Raw genomic sequence first — 22,335 nt, forward strand, 5'->3', positions numbered from 1 at the left:
ATTATGCGTCAACTCCACCAGATTCAATCTTGGCACCCTGTGCAAAGTGCGGACGAATCTTGTTATCAAACATCGACAGCGCCGCGCCGATCGCCATATGCATATCGAGGTACTTGTAGGTACCCAGACGGCCCCCAAAAAGAACGTTCTGCTCGCCCTTTGCCAGATCACGGTACTTCAAAAGTTTTTCACGGTCTACAGAGGTATTTACTGGGTAATAGGGCTCATCGCCCTTATTTGCAAAGCGTGAGTATTCGCGCATAATAACGGTTGCATCCTTCGTGTAATCACGCTCGGGATGGAAGTGACGGAACTCGTGAATACGGGTAAAAGGAACATCCGCATCAGGATAGTTCATCACGGAACAGCCCTGAAAATCTTCAATTGGCAGAACTTCTTCTTCCAGATCAATGGTGCGCCATGAGAGGTCGCCCTCTGCATAATCGAAGTAACGATCGACGGGACCGGTGTAAACCACAGGAATTTGCCCCAGAACTTTCTCACGAGAATACTCGTGATCATCCGAGAAGAAGTCCGTATTCAGACGAACTTCAATATTCGGATGCGCCGCCATGCGTTCCAGCCACGCTGCATACCCGTCGACCGGTAGACCTTCATACTTATCGTTGAAGTAACGGTTGTCGTAGGTGTACCGCACAGGCAGGCGCGAAATAATGGATGCAGGCAGTTCCTCCGGCGGGGTCTGCCATTGTTTGGCGGTGTAGTGTTTGATAAAGGCTTCGTACAGTGGGCGCCCGATGAGTGAAATACCTTTGTCGTTGAGGTTTTGCGGGTCGGTACCTGCCAGTTCGCCAGCTTGTTCTGCGATGAGCGCCTTTGCTTCCGCAGGAGAGTAAGCAGCGTTAAAGAACTGGTTAATGGTGCCCAGGTTGATAGGCATGGGGTACACAATACCGTTGTGACGAGTGTATACACGGTGCACGTAATTGGTGAACCCAGTAAATCGGTTTACATATTCCCAGACACGCTCGTTGGAGGTATGGAAAAGGTGAGCGCCATAGCGGTGCACCTCAATACCAGTCTGCTCTTCATTCTCGCTGTATGCATTACCGCCGATATGAGAACGACGATCCAGCAGAACGACCTTCAGGCCCAATTCGGTCGCTGCCTGTTCTGCAATGGTCAGACCGAAAAGGCCGGATCCGACAACCACGAGATCCGCAGTCATTATTTACTCCTGTATGTCATGGGAACTCGCGTTATATCAGCGAATTCACCTGCCGTAGACGCCCTGTGCAAGGGAGCCAATTTTGTTGTGTTTACGGCATACGCTGCCAATGACACAACGATTTTAGTCATTATCTAAAGTTACCCGATAACACCGTCAGTTGCATATTTTCCCGGTACAGCAGACTGGGGTTTACCCTACAACGCACACGGTATAAGTGATAATTCCGAAATTCGAGTGTACCAATCCTACCGAAGAACCGGGCTGAGATATACGGAGTGTCTCAACTTTTGGTTCAAACTGCACGTCTATGCAACCTCTCTCCGAGACAATCACGCGAGCCTGCACATCACGTAATATTTCCGGTTTTTCGCCGTTATTACCGGTAAATTTCCAAAATATCTGTGGATAACCTGCTCATCACGTCTGAATCTCACACGTTATCCACAGAACCACGACAAAGCGGTTGAAAGCACATGGCATACCGAACTGATATAGAAATATGAAACTTCGGCTTTTCCACACCCCTAATATCGCAGATGCGAGCGCCCAGGAGCGCTTGACTGATCACGGTTTCTATCCAAGCCTCTTATCTCTTGAATGTTCCGAACAGACCTCGGGGGCACAGGTACAACACATAATTTCGCCCGCTAAAAATGCATATAGTGTCTTTTCTCCTAGCGGTGATTCCGCTCGTTTAGAAGATTGCGTGGCTGCAGCCGCACCTATGGTACATGGATCCTGGCTCAAACCCGAGCAACCTTCCGATGAGAGACCAGCATCAGTTAGTACTCTTTGCGTACTTCGGGGACCGGATGCGGGCCGCTCCTTCTCACTCCCTCGTGGGTTAACCGTTCTAGGCCGCTCCGAAACGCGTAGCGGTATTTCACTCAATGATCCATATATCAAGCCACGCCACGCCGAATTTGATGCTTCTGGTTCAGGGGTGACTCTCAGGATTCTAGAGCCGGAGGGGACTGCGCAAAGAACCGGCTCCCGTGCGCGCCCAAAGCCTCAAATTCTACAGTGGAACAAACCTTTTATGGTAGGTACTTCACTGTGTGTCATCTGTCCTCCCGGAAAAACCCCGGAGCTTCCCACGCCCTCACACGATTCTTCGCCTTTTACTCCGGTTATTGTTAATCCGCCCGCTCCCCGAAAACTGGGCATGATGCTGATGACTATCCTGTTACCGCTTGTGGCGGGCGTGGCCTTCGCCCTTTTTACAGGTATGTGGATTTTCTTGCTCATGTCTGTGGCTTCTTCACTTTTTATGCTGATGCATTTTTTCGGGGGCAGAGCGGAAAACCGCAGTGCCGCTGCGTTGGTGAAGAGCAGCGCAAAGCAAGAGTTAGAACGAGCACAGGCATTGCCGACAGCAGGAACACTGTTGCACGCAGCGGCCCCTGACGCTGCACGGTCACCTGCTGTAGTCCTAGGATACGGTCCTCGTCTCCCCTATATTTCGGGGCGAAACGTACGATTTGAGAAGACTTCTCCGCATCCGCAGGCTCCACATTATATTCCGGTCCCAGTACCAGGCTTACCTCACGACGTATCGCTGCGTGCCGAACATCTTCATGCTTATTTAGTACAGCTTGTAGCCCATGCACGCGATACCATCACGGTCATAACCGATGCTGAGCATGCCGAAACACCGCTTTACGGTGCTTTGCGTTCCTTAGGTGTCTGCCCCCGTGTGTTTCTTTACGAGGGTGCGTCTCAGGCTCACCATATTCTCGAAAAGATATGTGATGCTGCAGAACGTCCAGGAACAGCCTTATCGACTTCACAGGAGGCTGGAGACGACCGGCTTTTCATCATTTCCGCATCACTAGTGCGTTCCATACCGGCTGCGTTGATTAAACGAGCCGCGCAGGGGGCAAGGTTATGCATTGTTCACATGCCTATCGCCCGTGGAACCATCGATTCACCTCGCTCTGCTTCGGTATTCACCCATATATCCCACCTGCAGGTACATACCCACGGCGATTACCTAGAATCTGTGCAATATCTGCTTCGCGGCAGCATCACTGATGATACAGCCCACAAAATCACCGGCTCTTCTCAGCACGCAGGACTTATGCCTCACGAAGGGATCGTTCAGAACCACCCCTTAGACCTGCACGATATATGTGCTATAGCAGATGGGCTCAGTACTAACACATACATTCGTACTTTGGGGGCTTTATCTGCGGTCCAGGCGTCATCTCCCGCAGGGTCAGGACACGGCGCCGGTTCGGTCCATGCACGCACGCTTGCTTTCTCTGAGCTTACCCAGCAGTCTACGAATCTCCTCTACGAGCAGTGCCTTCAGCGGTGGGAACACAACCGCTACGCAGAGGATATTCGTTGTCTCTTAGGGTCCACCACTGAAGGATTTTGCGATATTGGGTTCACAACGCACGGCCCACATTGGCTTCTGGGAGGCACCACCGGCGCAGGAAAATCTCAACTTTTGCGTTCGCTCATCCTCAGTGCAGCTCTGCGATATTCCCCAGAACGGCTGGGGCTTATTCTGGTAGATTTCAAGGGTTCCGCCGGGCTCGGTCCTCTGGCTGAGCTTCCCCATACCCTCAGTTTGCTGAGCGACTTCGATGTTGCCGCCGTTCGCCGCGCGCTTGAGTTTTTACGTGCCGATGTGAACCGACGTGAGCTTGATTTACGCAACTTAGGGGTAAATTCTTATCATGACTACCTGCGGTTGTGCGCTTCAACGGGCGAAATACCACAGTACCCGGAAGTTGTGATTGTGGTCGATGAGTTCCGTATGCTCGTTGAGTCTATGCCGGATGCTATGACCGAACTAATGCGCATCGCTACTATTGGTCGTTCCTTAGGTATTCACCTGCTCTTGGCAACTCAACGACCTCAGGGAAGTATTTCACAGGATATTCGGGCCAATATTGCTACAAATATCTGTTTGCGTGTGGCATCTGCGCAGGATTCATACAATCTCTTAGGGCATGAAAAGGCCGCGCATATTTCCGCGTCCTCTCCCGGAGCGGGATATGTCAGTCTTCCAGATGGTCGTATTCTAGCTTTCCGTGCCCCACTTGTGGACGCTCTTCCGCAGCAACATGCGGACTTCCAACAGATGTATCGGTGGGAGACTCCGGGATGGGTTCCCCTAAACAAGACACCCTCCGTACAACAAGTTCCAGCTGAAGGTGAGGATAAGCTCCTAACCCGTGCCGTGCACAGTATTCGTGACTTATACCTGTCTTCACACAAGAGCCCTGCGTTTGTTGATCATTCCGAGCAAAATTCGAGCAGTGTTACTTATACCTACGCACGGTATACCCCTATACCGCAAGCATTACCGGAGAATTTTCCTCTAACCCGTACCCTGCTTGATACCAGTCTTCATCAAATCCTCGGCTCAGACGGCGCACGTAGACGCGGTTACCTTTTGGGCACCGTCGAAATCCCACAGTACGGTAAACGGCAGCCTATCCGGCTGGATTTGGAGGCGCATCCGGGCGCCCTTGCCGTGCTAGGAACTGTTTCCGAACGCACCGCAATCACAAACGCGCTCATAGCCCAAGCTATTGAGCGGCAGAACCCTGTCTATGTTTTCACCTCAGATGCCGGGTATCATCGACGCCTGCACTCGTACGCAGATAGTCTTGCCGTACTCGTTGGCCCCCATGAGCCTCAGCATCTTCGATTCTGCCTCGAAAAAATACGTTCGAGCCATCATTCTGCTGACCAGAGCGCTCAGCAGCCTCTGCTAATCTGTGACGGAGTTGACGGATGGCTTGAAATGCTCATGAGAGACCCCCAGGCGGAATCATATCTCTACGATGTATTGGCTCAAAGCAACCGTGAGGGCTACCAGGTTGTTTTTACCTCAGCTCTTCCTCTGCGAGGCAGGTTCAATTCGGTCGCATATTCAACCCTTCTCAGCCGCAGGTTTGTGGAATCGGATTTACTGCGCAAGTCTTCTAAGAGCTATCCTCTACCGAACGCCACACATTTTGCGATCGAAGGCGGGCTCAATACCACCCTTGTGGGTGATGTTCCTCTGGAAGCATCAACGTTGTGCCCTGTCGTGACCTCATGTAAAAATATCATCGAGCTGCAATCGGGTAACTCCGACTTTTCATGCGATAAGTCGCTCTCACTCCGTCAGTTCCCGCGGACTTTTCCCATGCCACAGCTAGAGACAATCGTCATGTGGCATAGAGGCTACAACGCCCAGGGAACACATATATTGTGCGGCTACTCCCGTACGGGCACTCCTAGCTTTCTTCAGGCCAAGGAAGGCGTTTTTATACCCGTTGTGGGTTCCCGAGCCTCAGGTAAAACGCATTTTCTCTCTGCGCTTCGAATGATTAACCCGCATCTGGGAGCTCTCTACATCAATGGGAACACCCCACCCGACGCCCAGAAAATTCGCCAGATGTGCGAGTCGGTACAAGATCCCGAGAAAACTCTGATTCTCATCGATGATCTTGCCTATATACCGGCAGCCGCTCAGCAGGTGCTTCTTGAGCTCGGGCCGCGTTTCAGGGCTGTTTGGGTAGCATATACGCCATGGGCCCGGTGGCATTCATCCCCCATTTTGACGGCACTTTCTGGATGCTCGCGCGCGGTTCTTCTGGCTCCTGCCTCTATCTCTGATGGGGACATTTGTTCTTTGCATGAGATCCCACGCGATATGTATACCGAGGGGATGTTACCGGCTGGGCGCGGAGCACTTGTGGATGCGGGCCGTGTACAGGCTTTTCAGGTTCCCGATGGGGTGTATCAGTCTACACATGATGCCGTTCAGGCTTATCAAGAGTAAATTTATCGACCCGCATAACGGGATAATTCTCGTTCCTCTTCCTCAGTAACTTTGAGTGTATATTCTCGGGTTGCACGGGTGAAGAGGAGCGCGAATGCCGTTCCAGCTAAGAGAATTTCCACACAGTTAATCACTAAAAATGTTACGGCAGCAGCCTGTACTTCTGGGGTAAGACTAAAGTATATGGAGAGGTTAGAAGCACCTACAAAAGCAGCACACAGGCTGATGAGCATCACCCAGACACGAGCATGTCCCTGATAGAAACGAACAGCGCAGAACATGATGCCTACCCCCAAAGCAACTTGAATGAGACTGTTGACGATACGATCTGCGTTCCTCGCAGAGTCATTCATGATGAAGGGGGCGATAATTCCGCGGTACACAAGCACGACGGCAAAAAATCCTAATATACCGGAGGTTATTTTTACAGTAATCGGTACGGTGACGCGTGCTTTCATCATGTTGGTGGTCTTCCCCATCGTACTCTCCTTGCGGTGGGCTCAGATGCGAGGCTTATAGGCTTTTAATTCTAACTGGCAGTCGTTAAGCACGCATGGTCTGACGTTTTATGTCGTGCATTCGTAGAAGTTCACGTAATTTGCTCTTTTTTCATGATTTTTGAACATAGTTATAGGAGTTTCTTAAGTATTGAAACTTAGATACAAGGAGACCCTAAGTGATGCAAACCTCCAAAATTTTAAGATTTTTTTCGAAAAACCCCTTGTCAGAGAGGAATATCCATGCGAAAGTTGATAAGTCAAATTTTTGCACCACTCATTGACGTAAAGATTTGCCTACACGCACACAGAACAAGTTAAGTTATCGCTTGTTGTCAGCTACCGTGCAGTAGCGAAGCACGAGCAAACCATAAGATAGAAGGAGGTCCAGCTGTGGATTGGCGTAGCCGTGCTGCTTGCTTGGATAAGGATCCAGAACTATTTTTCCCTGTTGGAAACACCGGGCCTGCTCTCTTGCAGATTGAAGAGGCAAAAACTGTTTGCCGCTCGTGCGAGGTTATTGACGTATGCCTCAAATGGGCTATCGAAACCGGTCAAGATTCTGGCGTTTGGGGAGGGACCAGCGAGGATGAGCGTCGTGCGATGAAACGTCGCGCTGCTCGCGCCCGCCGTGCTTCCTAACTATAAGCGCGCATTCTCATAGTAGAAGCTCGGTGTCATTCCTACTTCCGGCAGGAGTGACACCGGGCTTCTGCTATTTTCTTCATACCAAAATGCGACATCGTACTAACTCAAGACGGCATTGATAATAACGCGCGTGCCCGAAGGCTCATTCGCTTCCCAACGGATCGAGCCGTTAAGCTCACTGGCAACTAGAGTACGTACGATCTGCATTCCTAATCCTTCATGCTCCGCTGTAGGCCGGTATGCATCCGCACCAGATTCTTCGATGGGGTCATCCCCCATACCTCTGCCGTTGTCCGTAATAATAACGGTCAGGGTATTATCCCCCTGCTCATTGATGTTTCGGCGCCCTTCAAGAGTCACACGCCCAGTTTCACCGTTCAGCCCATGCTCTACAGCATTTGCAACAACTTCGTTGATAACAAGGGCGAGCGGAGTGGCAAATTGACTAGGAAGTAGCCCAAAGTGCCCCAAGAGCTCTGTATCTACAGTCTGCCCGGGAGAAGCGAGCTCGGCAGCAATATGGAATTGCCGCTCGATAAGCTCGTCAAAATCTACACTCTGCGTTAACCCCTGTGACAGGGCTTCATGCACCGTTGCAATTGTAGCCACGCGTCGCATAGCTTGTTCCAGTCCCTGCTTTGCTTCAGGTGTTGTCATGCGCCGCGACTGCAACCGTAAAAGTGCCGAAACCGTTTGAAGATTATTCTTGACACGATGGTGGATCTCTCGGATTGTTGCATCTTTTGTCATAAGCTCCAGCTCGCGGCGACGCAGTTCCGTGACATCACGGCACAAAATAAGTGCACCAAGACGTTCCATCCGAAAAGTAGTGCTATGCACGAGCGGAATAGAACGCATCGTTACTCGGGTGCGGCCAATCGTAAGTTCAGTACGTATATCCGCACGGCCCGCTAAAACGAGCTGCAAAGTCTCATCAGCTTCCTCCCCAGAAGGAAGCATATCTCGGGTAACATCCGCCAGGTTGAGGTTCTCAAGATGGTCACCTAGCCCCAAGCGCGCATACATTGAGTTTGCATTGGGTGAGGCCAAAACAACCTGACCTTGTGGATTAATGACGATAATTCCATCAATAGCACGTGGATTACCACGAGTATTATTCTCCTGCGCCAGAGGATCAGGCCAAATACCAAGGTGAATCATCTCCAGCATATTCTCAGTAACCCAGTTATAGATTTCTTCAGCTTGAGACGATGCCCGCACTACAGTGGGAATCGTATGCATACTCAGAAGCGCAATAGTACGGCTATTACGCACTATCGGCACAAAGGTCACTTTCACTCCAGGGCGCATACTGGGCCCGGCTTCCATAACATGGTGAACAATCTTCTGGGTATGCCAAGATTTACGTGCTTCATCGCAGATATTATCGTCCATCGTGTGATCCACAATATCGTGATGAAACAGAGTGTGCACGTTAGACGGGCGTACATGCGCTATTGCTGAAAACCCGCTGGACGCCGACGGCCCAGAAACGCTATCCGGTCCGCTCCCATCAGCCACCACATAGTCAGTGGGGAACCATACAACAAGGTCGCTCTGAGCAATATCGGCAATAATCTGCCACTCCCCGATGATGAGGTGAATCCACTCGGTATCACCAGGGCCGAAACCACCAGGGTTGAGATTACTCTCTGTAAAAGACATTGGGCTCTCCCAAGAAGTTGAATACGTCTAACCTATTCTACGGTTCAACCATGTTTTCTGGATATATGACGTGGAGAGTTTATAGTTTTTACGCCGTATTCATGCGCTATAGACCCTATTGTTACTTTTCGGTTTCGTATCCCGAGAAAAGGATCACCTCAGTTTCCTAAGGCCCAACGATACGTATAGTTTACGAATCCCAACAACCAGCGGGCTTCTGGGGGCGTATTCCAGAAGAGTCTGCCCACGAAACCATGCCCGATCCACAGTTTTCCGGTCATACGGCAAAAACCCCGAAATAGGGTTTCGCGGTCCAAAACGTTGCCAGGTATTCGCCAGTTCTCGTTCCGCATCTCGTCCGGTTGCCTCAGCACGCACTTTGTTGAGCCAGATATGAACCTTGGCAGTATCACGAAGGGTGCAGGCGCCTTCACGCATCTGGTCGTACGCGCGGATCATTCGAGGAATACCGATAATATCGGCATTTCCCAATAAAACGATGTGATCCGCCATTTCAAGAGCCGTTATAGTAGCACCATTACGGCGAGGACCAGTCTGCGCAAAGCCTAGCTCGGCATCAGATTCAAGACATGCCGCTGTGTCAAGAATAATGACGTCGTAGCGATGCGCAAGCCACTTTAAACTATCGCAGAGTGCACGTGTCCGTAGCTCAGGCCAGCGATCGGGGCGGGTGATACCGCTCAAAAAATCAAGATAATATTTGCCCACCCGCAGAGTACTAATTGCTTCATCGCTGATCTGGGTGTCAAGCTGCCCACGTTCGGCAAAATGACACAGCTGTGCGATACCAGAATAATCGTCTAAAAGACCCAGCAGAGGGCTTAAAGAAGGGTCATAAGTATCCGCATCGACTAAACATACACGCATTCCTTCTGCGGCAGCGCAGTTTGCCAGGTTGAGTGCTAAAGTGCTACGCCCCGGAGCTCCCCCTGTACCCCACACGGCAACAATAGTTCCTCGGTTTTCAGCTTCTACAGCATCTATGTGAGGCCCAGAAAACTGTGGATGATGTTGCCTAGACTGATCTCTAAAATCATTCAGCGTCAGCTGCTGCATATTTTCAAGGTGGACGGAGGCTTTGTAAGCTTCCTGAAGCTGCGGCACTTCAAGCTGAGCCTGCGGAAGACGAGGCAGAGAAAAATCTATACTGTTTTGCTCGGTCTGGTTCCTATCAGGATTTACCAGAGCATAGCCGTATCCAGAAGTATCGGGATGCAGGTATTCTCCTGACCCGTTGTAGAGATTCTGCGTATCATATCCGTAGTGTCCGGAATATCCCGAGTCGTACCCATACCCGTTCTCCGCTTCTTGAGGAGTTATGCCGAGTTCCTGTTCAGGCTCAGCAGATGCCTCATCAAGTAATTTTTCCACTATTGCTGGCAGTTGATGCGGTTCCGTATCTGTTGCAAGAGGCATAACAAGATCCGGAAGCAGAGTATCTTCAGGAACCAAAGCAATAAATTTTACATCTGCTTCGTCCAGTTCGTGCAGAATAGATACGGTAGCTTCCTGAGGCAGACCCACGCTGAGAATAGCACACGCTATTCCGGCGTGGGCATAGCCTAAAGCATCCGCAAAAGTATGAGCGCTTCGAGCAACGCTAACACGCCCCCGTTGAGATTCGATAGCGTTCAGGATGGTACCGTCGTCTCCTAAAAGTACCAGAGGGATATTATGGATCACTTAGTTCCCCTCAGATTTATACTCAATAGGCACAAGGGTAATTTTTGTCTCTGATGACATGGCATGCAGAATATCCGGTAGCTTTTCGGATTCTATCCAAAGCTGTACATTGGCATGCCCGTTCGCACCCAAAACTCCTTCATCAACCGCAATAGTTGATATTTCTGCATTCTGAACAAGAGGTTTTTGTTCAGACTCATTATCCTCGTTTTTACCTTCGCCCTCAGGCACTTTCTGCTTTTCCTTGCCGGAGGAGATGACCCAGATATCCACACGCTCGCCAGCTTTAAGAGTAGAAGCTATTCCACGATCAAGGGTTACCGTAACAAGCCGTCTGCGCTCCTGGATATTCTCGTGTGCAGATGCCGAGCTAATAAGCTCCCCCGCAGGAATTTGCCGCACAGCAATATACTTTCCTGATTCAAGTTGCTCACGTGAAAGATAGCGATCTTTACTATCACCCAGATTAACCTGTTTTTCAATCAGCATATCTGGAGTAATCTTTTGCCCAATAGAAATATCATTCTTCGCAGTGTAATATGTATAAGTCTGATTATTAATTCTAATAATTCCAATAACTCCTGCTATTGAAATCAGAATTAAGATAAGACCAACAATAAGCTTCGGGTCTTTAAAACCCGGCTTGTGCATACGCATACTACTTTCTTCAGGTTGATGCATATTCGTTCTGGAGATTTTATTATGCTTCACTGCATAGACCTTTCATCCGGAAGTATCGCTACCCTAGTGGTTTGTAGCTGTTTTCTGCGCTTTCATCAGGGAACAAGCGTCTAAATTATATAGCACCACACTGCACACCTTGAAAGCAATTATTACAACTTTGAGCGCAATATCATCTCTTTGTGTGCATAATATCTAAACTACAAACCTATGAATATGAGATGTACAGCTAGATATTTTTTTCAGGCTTATGTGCATAAATAAGCTGGCATAAGCCTATTTAGTAGACTATACTGAAACTACACATTAGCTGCTCCTCAAGAGCACAAAGGGACCCAAAGACTCTGTAGCGGAAGGATTTTTACCATGTCTGCACCACGTTTTTTGACACTCAGCGATGTCGCCGAGGAGTTGCAGGTGTCGTTGAGCCAGGTACGAGCACTCGTTCGTAGCGGCGAACTACCAGCAATTCAAATTGGTGGTCGCAACCAATGGCGTATTGAGCGCACACGCTTCGAAGAGTACATTAACGAACGCCACGAACAAACACTAGAAGCCATCGCCTCCGGCAAAATGACGAAAATCAAAGCCAACTAATTGACCGTCACAATAGCGCATATACGGGATGTGGGGATTATCCTCACACCCCGTTCTTTATATGCCAGCGCATTGGAGTATGCGGAATAAGGTTCGCATGGAGATAACGTCATTTCGATAAAGTCTGCCCCAACTCGTGCGATAACACCTTCAAACATCGTGTTTACTGGCGAATCACAAGATACCCGCACTGGCTCTTGCGCCATCATCAAGGCGTAGCAAGCATCAGACGTGCTGAACCTATAGGCACGAGCCTGCACATCAACCTTGACCTTTGCCGCCTGATTCTCACATTCCCACCACAGGATGCTCGATTCTGGAATAAGGATATTCTCTCGTCCTGTGCTGAGCTGAATCCACCCCTGACCAATCGCTTCAAGACACCCTTCACGAACCGTCCCATCCGTGCCACAGACTTTTATCCTGCTCCCATGTTGAGCCGCACATCGCTCACGCATGGTCACCGCCAGATACTGCATGCGGGCACGTCGTTGTGCCTGGTTCTCAAGAGTCCGAAGCTGTTCCGCTTCAAACTGTATGTCTAAATCTCGGAATAATCGTTGCATTCTCATGCTATGAGCCTACTGTATTCTAAAGTCTTGAGGCATATTGCACCTCCACAAGCCCCGAAAAATCAGCATTTCTTCGAGAATTATTACTAAATGATTAAGATTCTCCCCTTCAGATTTACACCGACTATGTAGGCGGGGTAAATATAACATATAAGAACATCAACGACTACCAACGCCAAGGGGGAATACGATGAAGTCACAAGCTCAGATGAGCGTCCTCGATGGAGTGCTTAGCATCGGCGTTCCCACGCTATCCGTTCTCTCAGGGGTGCTAGCGCATAGTGTTCGCGTTATATCTGTATCTTTGACGGGTTTGGAAAACGCTATGATGATAAGCGTTGAAGTCCTCTCTGCAGCCGTCATGCTCTGGTGGGCTCTTGGCGTTATCCTCGGTGTTGGCTACCTTCTGAAAGTCAGAGCCGGTTCCATACGTCTGCATCACCGTGAGGATCGTGGAACTTTTCTGCTCCCCCGGTATATACGCAACACTATTCTTACTCTAGGCGGTGCAGCATTAGGTCTTAGCGCGGCATTTGCACCTGCACAGGCCGCAGATGCGCATCCGAATATCAGCAACCCTGCAATATCTGCGCCGTCTCAGCTTTCAGCCTCCCCTGCTGCCCACTCGGCTTCATCGTCGCCAGAGGCATCTGTGGAAAATTCTACGCCCAGCACGGCAGCGGATGCTTCACCGCAGGAGTCAGCTGCAGGAACCCCTCAAGGGGTACCGTCTCAGAACTCTCCGTTCTACCAGGCTGCTGCCTCATCTCCGCAGGCTACTGGAGCCTCCGCTTCTCCTCATGAGTCTTCTGAGAGCCCGGCAGTACCCGTCCAGCAGCAACGTCCAAGTCTTTCACCCTACGCGCAGCCCTATGGTACGCCTCCGCCAAACATATCTGCCGAACCGGCGGTTACCCCGACAATCCAGCCTCAAGCAGAACATCAGAGTTTGAGCCCGTTCTTCGGCGGCCAACGAGAAGGCGCACCTTCCAGAGAAGTATCACCAGCATCTCGAAACCACGCTACGCGTTCCAGCCACCAAGTTGTTGTGGGTGATTCTCTCTGGTCCATTGCCTCTCACGAGCTGAGCGACGATGCCTCTCCTCCGGAGATTCTGGAATACTCCCTGAGAATCCACTCCGCCAACCTGGACGTTATGGGGGGTAACCCCAATATTCTGTATCCAGGTCAAACTCTCACATTGCCTGACCGATAAGTACGCTATTTTTCTTCTCGACCGATATGTCCAACCACTATGCAAAGGAGCTAAATCATGACCGCTATCAATATTTCTCTTCACGATCTCTCCAAGAAGATCGAGAGCCATTTTCTCAAAGAAGCAGCCGCCAGAGCGCAACAGGGTGATATTCCCGATGTACCACCATCGACCGCGCCAGGAAATCTTGTCCAATCACAATATGGAGTAGTCCTCTCCCCGATCAATATGTACGCTCAAGATCAACAGAATAGAGAAGCTCACCATATGTTGCCGCAGAACACCGCTGTTAGGGCACGCATTCGTTCCCGGAAAAGTGCATCTCACGGGCGACCTCTTAAGCGTTCCGATTCTGGAACCCTACGCATTGAGTCGCTTTGCGCAGGCATAGGTTTAGCGGTTCTTGAGGTTCTTATGAAAAAGCGATCCGCACAGCAGTTCAAACACTGGCTATCACCCGAATGCTTCACGGCGTTGGAACAGCGCCGTTCCTCGCAAGAGCAACATGCTAGTTATCTCGCTTTTACCAAGACCCCGCACGTAGCGCGGAGCCGTGCTCAAAGACTTAATGACGAGACATATGAGGCATGTATTATTCTCACGGACGGTTTTGTAACCAGGGCTATGGCAATGCGGGTGCAGGCTCGCTACGGCGGGTGGTATATTACTGCACTGCACTTTATCTAAACCGCATAACCAGATGTGGGCACCCCAAGATTTTGGGAGTGCCCACATGCATGATGAAAATAGTGATGAAGCTGCTAGTCAGCGTTCTCTACGCGAACATCGGTGCCACCTTCTTCATTGGGTGCAGAGTACTGCAAGAACTTTGGGCGGCTCGGAGACTGAAGCTGCACCGCCGAGGCTTTGGTTCGCTGCTTCGACAAATCCAAATTGAAGAGGTAACTAACGGTCTCTTCGCGAATAGCGTCAAGCATAGCCTGGTACATGCTGTAGCCCTCACGCTGGTATTCCACTAGGGGGTCGCGTTGTGCCATCGCACGTAGTCCGATACCTTCTTTCAGGTAGTCCATCTCGTACAGATGTTCAGGCCAGCGTTCTCCAATAGTCGAGAGCATTACACGACGCTCAATCTCACGCATAGAATCTTCGCCTACAGAATCTTCGCGTTCATCGTAGACAAGATGCGCATCTGCAAGGATCTCTTTGACTATCTGGTCACGAGTAATCTGGGTTCGATCCCCGGCATCTTCCGCCAGGTCGTCGGCGGTAATACTGACGGGATAGATGCTCTCAAGAGCCTCCCACAAGTCGTCAAGGTCCCAATCTTCTGCGTGCCCTTCGCTAACACGTTCGTCAATGGCGGTCGTCAAGACCTCGTCCACAAAACCAGAGATCTGTTCCTTGAGATCGTCGCCGTGCAGAATCAGAGAACGGTCCTTATAGATGGCTTCACGCTGGCGGTTAAGAACATCATCGTATTTCAGCACGTTCTTACGCTGTTCTGCGTTACGTGACTCAACGTTTGACTGCGCAGTCGCGATAGCGCGTGTCACCAACTTCGAATCTAGAGAAGAATCTTCCGGAGCCATCGCCATGAGGCGGGTTGCAGCGCCGGTATTAAACAGACGCATAAGTTCGTCAGTGAGTGAAAGGTAGAATCGGGACTCGCCGGGGTCACCCTGACGACCAGAACGACCACGCAGCTGGTTATCGATGCGGCGCGACTCATGGCGTTCGGTACCTAGCACATAAAGACCACCAAGTTCCGTTACCTCATCGTGCTCGGTCGCTGCTTCTTCCTCGCACTGTTCCAGAATGTCGGGCCAGCGTTTCTCATATGCTTCAGAATCGCGGTTCGGGTCAAGACCCAATTCAGCCATCTTGGCGACAGCCTCGAATTCTGGGTTACCACCAAGCATAATATCGGTACCACGACCTGCCATGTTGGTAGCCACCGTTACGGCACCCTTGCGCCCTGCCTGAGCCACGATGTGAGCCTCACGCTCATTGTTCTTGGCGTTCAATACCTCATGGCGCACGCCTTCTTTTGCAAGTTGACGCGAGAGGTACTCCGACTTCTCAACGCTCGTCGTACCCACCAGAATAGGCTGTCCCTTTTCATGGCGTTTCTTAATGTCTTTAACAACGGCTTTGAACTTGGCTACCTCGTTACGGTACACCTTATCCGGGTTGTCAATACGCTGCACATCCTTATTCGTGGGAATAGCAACAACACCCAGCTCGTAGGTGCTCATAAATTCAGAAGCTTCAGTCTCCGCAGTACCAGTCATGCCGGAAAGCTTATCGTACATGCGGAAATAGTTCTGCAAGGTTACGGTTGCCATCGTCTGGTTTTCAGGCTTAATTTCGACGCCTTCTTTAGCCTCAATAGCCTGATGGATACCATCGTTATAGCGGCGTCCAGGAAGAATACGACCAGTGTGCTCATCCACGATCAGGACTTCACCGTCGATCACCACATAGTCTTTATTATTGGTAAACAGCTCTTTCGCTTTGATGGAGTTATTCAAGAAACCTATAAGCGGAGTATTCCTGGATTCGTACAGGTTCTTAATACCCAAATGGTCTTCAACTTTATCGATGCCAGATTCGAGAATACCGACGGTGCGTTTTTTCTCGTCTACCTCGTAATCTTCATCTTCTTTAAGAACGTTTTTTGCGATGCGCGCGAATTCACCGTACCAACGGTTCGCTTCACCTGCAGCTGGCCCCGAGATAATAAGAGGGGTACGCGCCTCGTCAATCAAGATCGAATCGACCTCATCAATAATGGCAAAGTTATGCCCGCGCTGTACCTGCTCGTCAACGGTCCATGCCATATTGTCACGCAGGTAATCGAAGCCAAACTCGTTATTCGTACCGTAGGTAATATCGGCTTCATACTGTTTACGGCGTTGGTCCGGGTCCATCGACGAGAGAATCACGCCAGATTCCATACCAAGGAACCGGTAGACACGACCCATCAGATTCGCCTGGTATTCGGCAAGGTAATCATTCACCGTCACCACGTGCACGCCTTTGCCACTGAGTGCGTTTAGGTATGCGGGCAGAGTTGCGACAAGAGTTTTACCCTCACCGGTTTTCATCTCAGCGATATTTCCCAAATGCAGGGCAGCTCCGCCCATAACCTGAACCTTGTAGTGACGTTTTCCAAGGGTACGCTTAGATGCTTCCCGGACAACAGCGAAGGCTTCAGGAAGCATAATATCCAGGGATTCGCCGTCCTCAATTCGGGCACGGAACTTATCGGTCTCGCCGCGAAGCTCGGCATCGGTCATAGACGCGAAACTATCCTCAAGCGAATCGACCGCCGCGCTATACGCTTCTAACTGTCGAAGAATTTTTTTATCGCCAGTGCGGAGGATGTTCTCTAAGAAAGATGCCACTGAGCTTCTACTCCTTGTTGTCTTCGTCCCCTCATGAGGGCGACACAAAATGCGCCCACGGCTTGAGGCTTTCCTAACTATTGTAGGGCAGAGGTATCCATCTGACAGTCACAGTCCTCATTTTTACGCTCTGCGCGGGTAGAAATAATAATTATTTTCCTCACAGGAATATAGCAGAACCCGAAACACTCGCTTGAAAGAAAGCATTTCGGGTTCTAAATCTAAATGAGTATTAATAATGAGGAGTGTCGTCTACTCTTCGGTGAGAATGATAATACCGTAGCTCCATCCTTTACGGCGATATGCGGCTGCCGGTGCTCCTGTTTCTTTGTCAATATAAAGGTAGAAGTCATGACCAACGAGCTCCATACGATCCACGGCTTCTGCCGGAGTCAGCTTTTCACCTACAAAACTCTTGTGACGAATCTCAATTGGTGAAGCTGCTTCATCGACGAGGGTAACTTCGCTATTGTCGAAGGCTGCTTCTTCAACAGGAACATCGGGTAGCAAAATTTCCGTAATCGTCTCGGTAACCGTAGGAAGCGATCCTGTAGCATCTGCGACAGAAACAGGATGCTTACCACCATGTTTGCGTAGCTTACGACGATCACGTGCTCGACGCAGGCGTTCCAAGAGCTTTCCATAAGTCTCATCAAAGACCGCAAATTTATCATGTCCTTGGGCTTCTGCACGAAGCACCGGTCCACGTCCAACAACGGTAATCTCAACACGAATTGACTCGCCACCAAGATGGCCATCTTTAGTAACTTTGACGTCGATATCGCTCACGTTGTCGCCAAGCTGCTCGAACTTTTCGACCTTCTCTTCGACATATTCACGAAGACGATCCGAAATCTTGATATTACGTCCGTAGATGTTGACTTCCACGATATTTCCCTCCAAAGTGTGGGGGTTATGCACCGTACTCGGTTGAGTTCGATACCGGGAGCCCGTCCTTGAGGCTCCTTGTCATTATTTTATTACATTCTTATGGTGCATGTCACCGGAAATGACAATTATTTTCGTAGTACTAACACTGTGTATCAAAACGCAGAATAGCCTTAGTCAGGGTGTACCATAAGGGCTTCCTCGTCCACTTTTTTCCGCATCGACACAGCGGCTACACAGGCTGCTCCCAGAACTCTCGCGCCACCCTGGCGCAAGACTCGTGATGCTTCAAACACGGTGGCACCGGTAGTCATCACATCATCGCATACAATGCACAGTGCCCCAGCTACACTTGCTCTGGGTGACACCCGCATCGCTCCCTCCATACGCTGGGCTCGCGCGCTAGCTCCGAGCGTTTTCTGTCCTGCTGTATTCGGTCTTATTAAACGCTGGTATATGTTTTCTTTTTCTAAACTCAAGATATGATGTGTCTTCACCCGCACTTTACGTCTGTGCAGAGCTACAGAACGATTGAGCTCGTGTTCTACCTGTCGCACAAGCAACTCAGCCGGTACGTAACCACGACGCTGCACGCTACGTTGTGATGAAGGGACGGGTATCAATAAGATGCGCGTTCCTGCGGGAACCTGCGCACGGTCAATAATCGTTGCCACGGCCCTGCCCAATCCACGCGCTAGCTCAGGAACCGCATCAGTACGACCCGCATTCTTCATGGAGAGGATTACATGCGCGAGTGTTTTCTCATAGATACCTGCTGCAACCGCTCCCGGTACGGGGTGCTGCAGCACAGGAGTATGTACGGCAAAGGTTTGTTTTCTCAGTGAAGTCTCGCACCGAGAGCACAAAGCCCGGCGAGTACCGGCAGCATCTAAAAGTGCCGTACCGCCTACACCGCATCCGACACATGTTGCCGGAAAGAACAGCTCCCACGCCGCGTAAAGAGCCTTTTTACCTCTCATTCGAGGTGTTTTATCCATTGCTCTTTTACCCTGCGTACGTAATCTCACTCAGCGGACCACTTATGGGTTTCCAGCCGCGCTCTTCCAGAAGATAGCACTCTCCCGTATCAACGTGCCCAATAATATGACCGCTGTCCCCTGCCGCAGACATAGAGCGCAGTCCCTCCAACCGGTCCAGCTTTGTCTCCTCGCTATTGAGAGAGGTTAGTTCTGCTTCCCCTGTGGTTGTATTGACGACGGCAAGGGTCTGTTCCCCCGCCCAATCTACACAATGGGGAGATACAGAGGCGTTAACCCGCACTAATTCGGTAAAACTACGCGGTTTACCGCTCTCATCACGTATAATCCCCGAGATAATCAGCATCGACGTATCATCTCGGGAGGCGATGAATGCACCACGTGTACCATCCCGCGAAATTTTAAGAGAGTTAAAAACAAGGCCATTTCGCCAGGGCACAGAGATATTAAGACCTTTTTCTCTTTCCTCAACGCTATCGGATGCAGGGTTAAAGGCGCGCACCGTTCCGCTATGATCGGTAGCCCATACCCATCCATAATGGTCAATGCTGGGGCGAGATAGGTCGCGTGTTTCCCAAACTTTTGAGGAATTTGTATCGCGCACTGTATAAAGCTTTTTACGCCCCTCACTTAAATAAGCGTAGGTAGTGCCGTCATATCCGATAGTTGGTGCCGAAGGATCCTTGATTTTTTCCACTAGCGTGCGCTGCGAATCTCCAGCGTCAAAATCACGCTGTGTTACTAAACGGTCCTCATTAAGCGCCACAACTTTGGTATTAGGCTGCGTTACCAAAGATATTTCATGGAATCCTCCTGGCTTATCTGATGATGAAATTTCGTGACCGTTATAACAGAAAACTACAGTCTCAACATCCCTAAAATTGCTGACAAGATGCACAATCTGTTGGCGTAAACGAGCTAACTGAAGTTCACCTATAGATTCGCCTCCGAAATCAATCTTTATCGTATGCTTTTCAGCGTTAAAGTTGAACTCGTTAATTTTCATGGACTCCTGGGTCGCCGAGAACACAGATTCTTTGAGATACTTTGCTGGTCCCGCTATTAGGGTCTGGGCCAACGTTTTAAAAATCTCATCGCGATGTGCGAACCAGCGTAAATCTGGCACCGCGTAGGTATAACTGGGATCATAATAATACAGACGGTAAGCTTTGAAAGATCGATAAAATTCACTGGTGTCAAGCCACAGCCCTGAGGGACAATTCTTGATACGCCATTCACCGTTTTCCTGCACCATTTCAAATGTTTCCGGTTCTGAGTTAGGAGTATCAGTTGAGAAAGAGGTACTGGTCAAGCCTCGGTCATCTACAAGACCGCTTTGCGTAACAGACACCTTATAAATATCGTTTTCACCGCGCGTAATACGTGCAGTTTCAAAATATACACGAGTCCATTCCAGTGGATTCCATCGTTGTGCGAACTCGGTCGTTAGATACTCTCGTGCTATTCCATAATTATCGGAACTATCGACCCCGGCGCGTAAAAATCCTTCAATAATACTTTCCGGAGTGCCACCAGCCTGTGGACTGATAGCCCGCGCTGCAGCCCTCCTCTCTTCTCTGCTGTTGAGATTATCAGAGTGCCGATGAATTCCCTCTGAAGCAGGTAGACCGGAACAAGCCTGCATCAATAAAGCAATACTTCCGACTCCGCCCAGAAGCATCGTGCGGCGTGAAAGAGTGGGCAGGGTCTCTGACAGCATTTGTTTGTGCGAAGAGTTTTGAAATATCCTGCGCATTATACCTGTCCTTCAGATGCATCATCTTGAGTTGCATGACGGGTTTTACGCAATGATGTCGAGAGAGTATCGCCCGCAAGAGCGCTGTGAGCATATGCCTCTGGCTCAGGTTCTCCGGTAATCAAGACCGGGGAAGGACCGAGCTCTCCCCCATGAACAAGTGGCAGGTTCATCGTGAAGCAAGCACCTTTTCCTTTCATACCCCAAGCCTCAATACGCCCGCCATGCAAACGTACATCCTCGGCGGTAATAGACAAGCCCAATCCGGTACCCCCTAGAGTGCGTTTGCGTGAGGTATCTGCACGCCAGAAACGGTTGAAGACCTGTGCTGCTTCCTCCTCACTCAAGCCGATGCCATGATCGCGTACCGCCACACCCAAGTTTGTTGCATTGGTAGCGATGTAAATATCGACGGGCTTGGATTCACCGTGCTCAATAGCGTTAAAGAGGAGATTACGCAAAACACGTTCAATGCGAACCCTATCGATATCAATATCAATATGCGCCTGCTCAGAATGCACAATAAGCCTGGTTCCGGTACGTTCCAGATGCGGGATAACCTCGACCAAAACATCGTTAAGAACACTCATAAAGTCTTCAGCGTCGATGTTCAAAACGGCGCTGCCAGCATCAAAGCGCGAAATTTCCAGAAGGTCAGAAAGCAAGGCTTGGAAGCGATCCACCTGGTTATGCATAAGCTCCACACTGCGCGACTGCACAGGATTGAGGGTGTCACGCGAGTCATAAAGGAGTTCGCTGCTCAGCCGTACCGTCGACAACGGTGTACGCAGCTCATGCGACACATCCGAGACGAATCGCTGCTGCAGCGTCGATAGTCTCTCCAGCTGTGTAATCTGATCCTGCAGACTATCCGCCATTTTATTAAAGGAAATTCCTAATCGCGCAGCCTGATGTTTACCGCGAACACTAACGCGTCGATTCAGGTCACCGGCAGCAAGTTTCTCTGCCGTGATCGCAGTCAGGGTAATCGGTCGCACCGCTAAACGGGTTACAAACCACACAATTGAAAGCACCAGAATCAACAGCACTGTAAACCCTGTACCAAGCACAACGTTGATATATGTAATGGTGGAGGATGATTCGCTAAGATCATAAACCACAAACAACCCGTAATCAGGGTTCTGAGGTATAGAAACACTTGTACCAATAATCAGAGCGGGATAGGGTTCACCATTAGATTTTTCCGGTTCTGATAGGTCTTTCTTCTCCCAAAATACTCCACCTGGAGAATCTCGCACAGTTGATTTAAAATCCTCAGGTATCGTCGCGGCATCTAACGCATTGTCACCGCTTTGTTCAGGGATAAATCCTTTCTTGGACTGTTGGTCTAAAGGCACCAAAACCCAACGCCTCTGGGTATCGCCGCTCGCGTCCAAAAGGGTAAGTGCACGGGTGACGTTACGGCGGATTTCACTATCGGTACGTGCTTCCGAAGAACCATCAAAAACGCTTTGAACATTGTCGAATCCCTTAATAGATTCTTCTAACGCCTGGTTCTTTTTATTCTCAAAAAGCGATGTTGCAATCTGGTTAGACAGCGAGGTTCCTACCGCAATAAAAGCAATAAGCATCATGATGCCCGCGCTGGTCACGGACCGAAATTGCAGAGAATGAACCCACAACCGGTGAATTGCACGGAAGGGGTTGAGGGTTCGTTTTTTCCGGGGCTTAGACTTAGCGTCCAAGTCCCGACTATCGGGGGCTCCAGAGGTTGCGTCAGGTGTGGGCATAGGCAAAGTT

The 22,335-nt window shown here is 50.1% G+C and carries 16 protein-coding genes; 5 read left to right on the plus strand and 11 right to left on the minus strand.

Features of this window, described 5'->3' with window-relative positions; translation table 11 throughout:
• Position 1: 1 nt before the first annotated feature.
• Positions 2-1,189, minus strand: a complete 1,188-nt coding sequence (gene glf, locus HMPREF2756_RS10385) for a UDP-galactopyranose mutase (protein ID WP_004005025.1) — start codon at positions 1,187-1,189, stop codon at positions 2-4.
• Positions 1,190-2,231: 1,042 nt separating this feature from the next.
• Between glf and HMPREF2756_RS10390 the strand changes: the two genes are divergently transcribed.
• Positions 2,232-5,981: an FtsK/SpoIIIE domain-containing protein gene (locus HMPREF2756_RS10390; protein ID WP_246825927.1), complete on the plus strand. Its 3,750-nt coding sequence runs from the start codon at positions 2,232-2,234 to the stop codon at positions 5,979-5,981.
• A 2-nt stretch (positions 5,982-5,983) separates the two neighbouring features.
• Here HMPREF2756_RS10390 and HMPREF2756_RS10395 read toward each other — a convergent pair whose 3' ends face one another.
• Positions 5,984-6,460 carry a hypothetical protein gene (locus tag HMPREF2756_RS10395; RefSeq protein ID WP_070620913.1) on the minus strand — a complete coding sequence of 159 codons (477 nt, stop codon included), beginning with the start codon at positions 6,458-6,460 and terminating at the stop codon, positions 5,984-5,986.
• 411 nt (positions 6,461-6,871) lie between these two features.
• Between HMPREF2756_RS10395 and HMPREF2756_RS10400 the strand changes: the two genes are divergently transcribed.
• Positions 6,872-7,120: a WhiB family transcriptional regulator gene (locus tag HMPREF2756_RS10400; protein ID WP_004005030.1), complete on the plus strand. Its 249-nt coding sequence runs from the start codon at positions 6,872-6,874 to the stop codon at positions 7,118-7,120.
• Between the two features lie 105 nt (positions 7,121-7,225).
• Here HMPREF2756_RS10400 and HMPREF2756_RS10405 read toward each other — a convergent pair whose 3' ends face one another.
• The 3 genes from HMPREF2756_RS10405 to HMPREF2756_RS10415 all read right to left on the minus strand — a co-directional run bounded on the left by HMPREF2756_RS10405 (position 7,226) and on the right by HMPREF2756_RS10415 (position 11,176).
• Positions 7,226-8,791 carry a sensor histidine kinase gene (locus HMPREF2756_RS10405; RefSeq protein WP_070620915.1) on the minus strand — a complete coding sequence of 522 codons (1,566 nt, stop codon included), beginning with the start codon at positions 8,789-8,791 and terminating at the stop codon, positions 7,226-7,228.
• Between the two features lie 153 nt (positions 8,792-8,944).
• Entirely contained in the window at positions 8,945-10,495 is a 1,551-nt protein-coding gene (locus tag HMPREF2756_RS10410; protein ID WP_246825928.1) for a CpaE/TadZ family protein, read from the minus strand.
• Positions 10,496-11,176, minus strand: coding sequence for an SAF domain-containing protein (locus HMPREF2756_RS10415; protein WP_070620917.1), 681 nt, complete (start codon positions 11,174-11,176; stop codon positions 10,496-10,498).
• 366 nt (positions 11,177-11,542) lie between these two features.
• Here HMPREF2756_RS10415 and HMPREF2756_RS10420 point away from each other — a divergent pair, with 366 nt between their 5' ends.
• On the plus strand, positions 11,543-11,773 hold the full coding sequence (locus HMPREF2756_RS10420; RefSeq protein WP_004005036.1) for a helix-turn-helix domain-containing protein: 231 nt from the start codon (positions 11,543-11,545) through the stop codon (positions 11,771-11,773).
• Here the strand turns inward: HMPREF2756_RS10420 and HMPREF2756_RS10425 are convergent.
• Complete coding sequence (locus HMPREF2756_RS10425) at positions 11,770-12,339, minus strand: hypothetical protein (RefSeq protein ID WP_080972561.1); 570 nt, start codon at positions 12,337-12,339, stop codon at positions 11,770-11,772. The genes HMPREF2756_RS10420 and HMPREF2756_RS10425 overlap by 4 nt on opposite strands.
• Positions 12,340-12,535: 196 nt before the next feature.
• Between HMPREF2756_RS10425 and HMPREF2756_RS10430 the strand changes: the two genes are divergently transcribed.
• Together HMPREF2756_RS10430 and HMPREF2756_RS10435 are read left to right on the plus strand one after the other, a co-directional pair.
• On the plus strand, positions 12,536-13,561 hold the full coding sequence (locus HMPREF2756_RS10430) for a LysM peptidoglycan-binding domain-containing protein (protein WP_070620918.1): 1,026 nt from the start codon (positions 12,536-12,538) through the stop codon (positions 13,559-13,561).
• Positions 13,562-13,618: 57 nt separating this feature from the next.
• Positions 13,619-14,248: an Rv3235 family protein gene (locus HMPREF2756_RS10435; RefSeq protein ID WP_004005039.1), complete on the plus strand. Its 630-nt coding sequence runs from the start codon at positions 13,619-13,621 to the stop codon at positions 14,246-14,248.
• A gap of 74 nt (positions 14,249-14,322) precedes the next feature.
• Here HMPREF2756_RS10435 and secA read toward each other — a convergent pair whose 3' ends face one another.
• The 5 genes from secA to mtrB form a co-directional block, all read right to left on the minus strand.
• Positions 14,323-16,932 (minus strand): preprotein translocase subunit SecA, encoded by a 2,610-nt coding sequence (gene secA, locus HMPREF2756_RS10440; protein ID WP_070620919.1) that lies wholly within the window; start codon positions 16,930-16,932, stop codon positions 14,323-14,325.
• A 252-nt stretch (positions 16,933-17,184) separates the two neighbouring features.
• Positions 17,185-17,820, minus strand: a complete 636-nt coding sequence (gene hpf / locus HMPREF2756_RS10445) for a ribosome hibernation-promoting factor, HPF/YfiA family (RefSeq protein ID WP_070620920.1) — start codon at positions 17,818-17,820, stop codon at positions 17,185-17,187.
• A 173-nt stretch (positions 17,821-17,993) separates the two neighbouring features.
• Positions 17,994-18,800, minus strand: a complete 807-nt coding sequence (locus HMPREF2756_RS10450; RefSeq protein WP_246825929.1) for a ComF family protein — start codon at positions 18,798-18,800, stop codon at positions 17,994-17,996.
• Positions 18,801-18,825: 25 nt separating this feature from the next.
• Complete coding sequence (locus HMPREF2756_RS10455; protein ID WP_246825930.1) at positions 18,826-20,463, minus strand: LpqB family beta-propeller domain-containing protein; 1,638 nt, start codon at positions 20,461-20,463, stop codon at positions 18,826-18,828.
• 110 nt (positions 20,464-20,573) lie between these two features.
• Entirely contained in the window at positions 20,574-22,325 is a 1,752-nt protein-coding gene (mtrB, locus tag HMPREF2756_RS10460; RefSeq protein ID WP_070620923.1) for an MtrAB system histidine kinase MtrB, read from the minus strand.
• Positions 22,326-22,335 lie beyond the last annotated feature (10 nt).

It is taken from the genome of Rothia sp. HMSC067H10 (genome assembly GCF_001810635.1).
Classification (GTDB): Bacteria; Actinomycetota; Actinomycetes; order Actinomycetales; family Micrococcaceae; genus Rothia; species Rothia dentocariosa.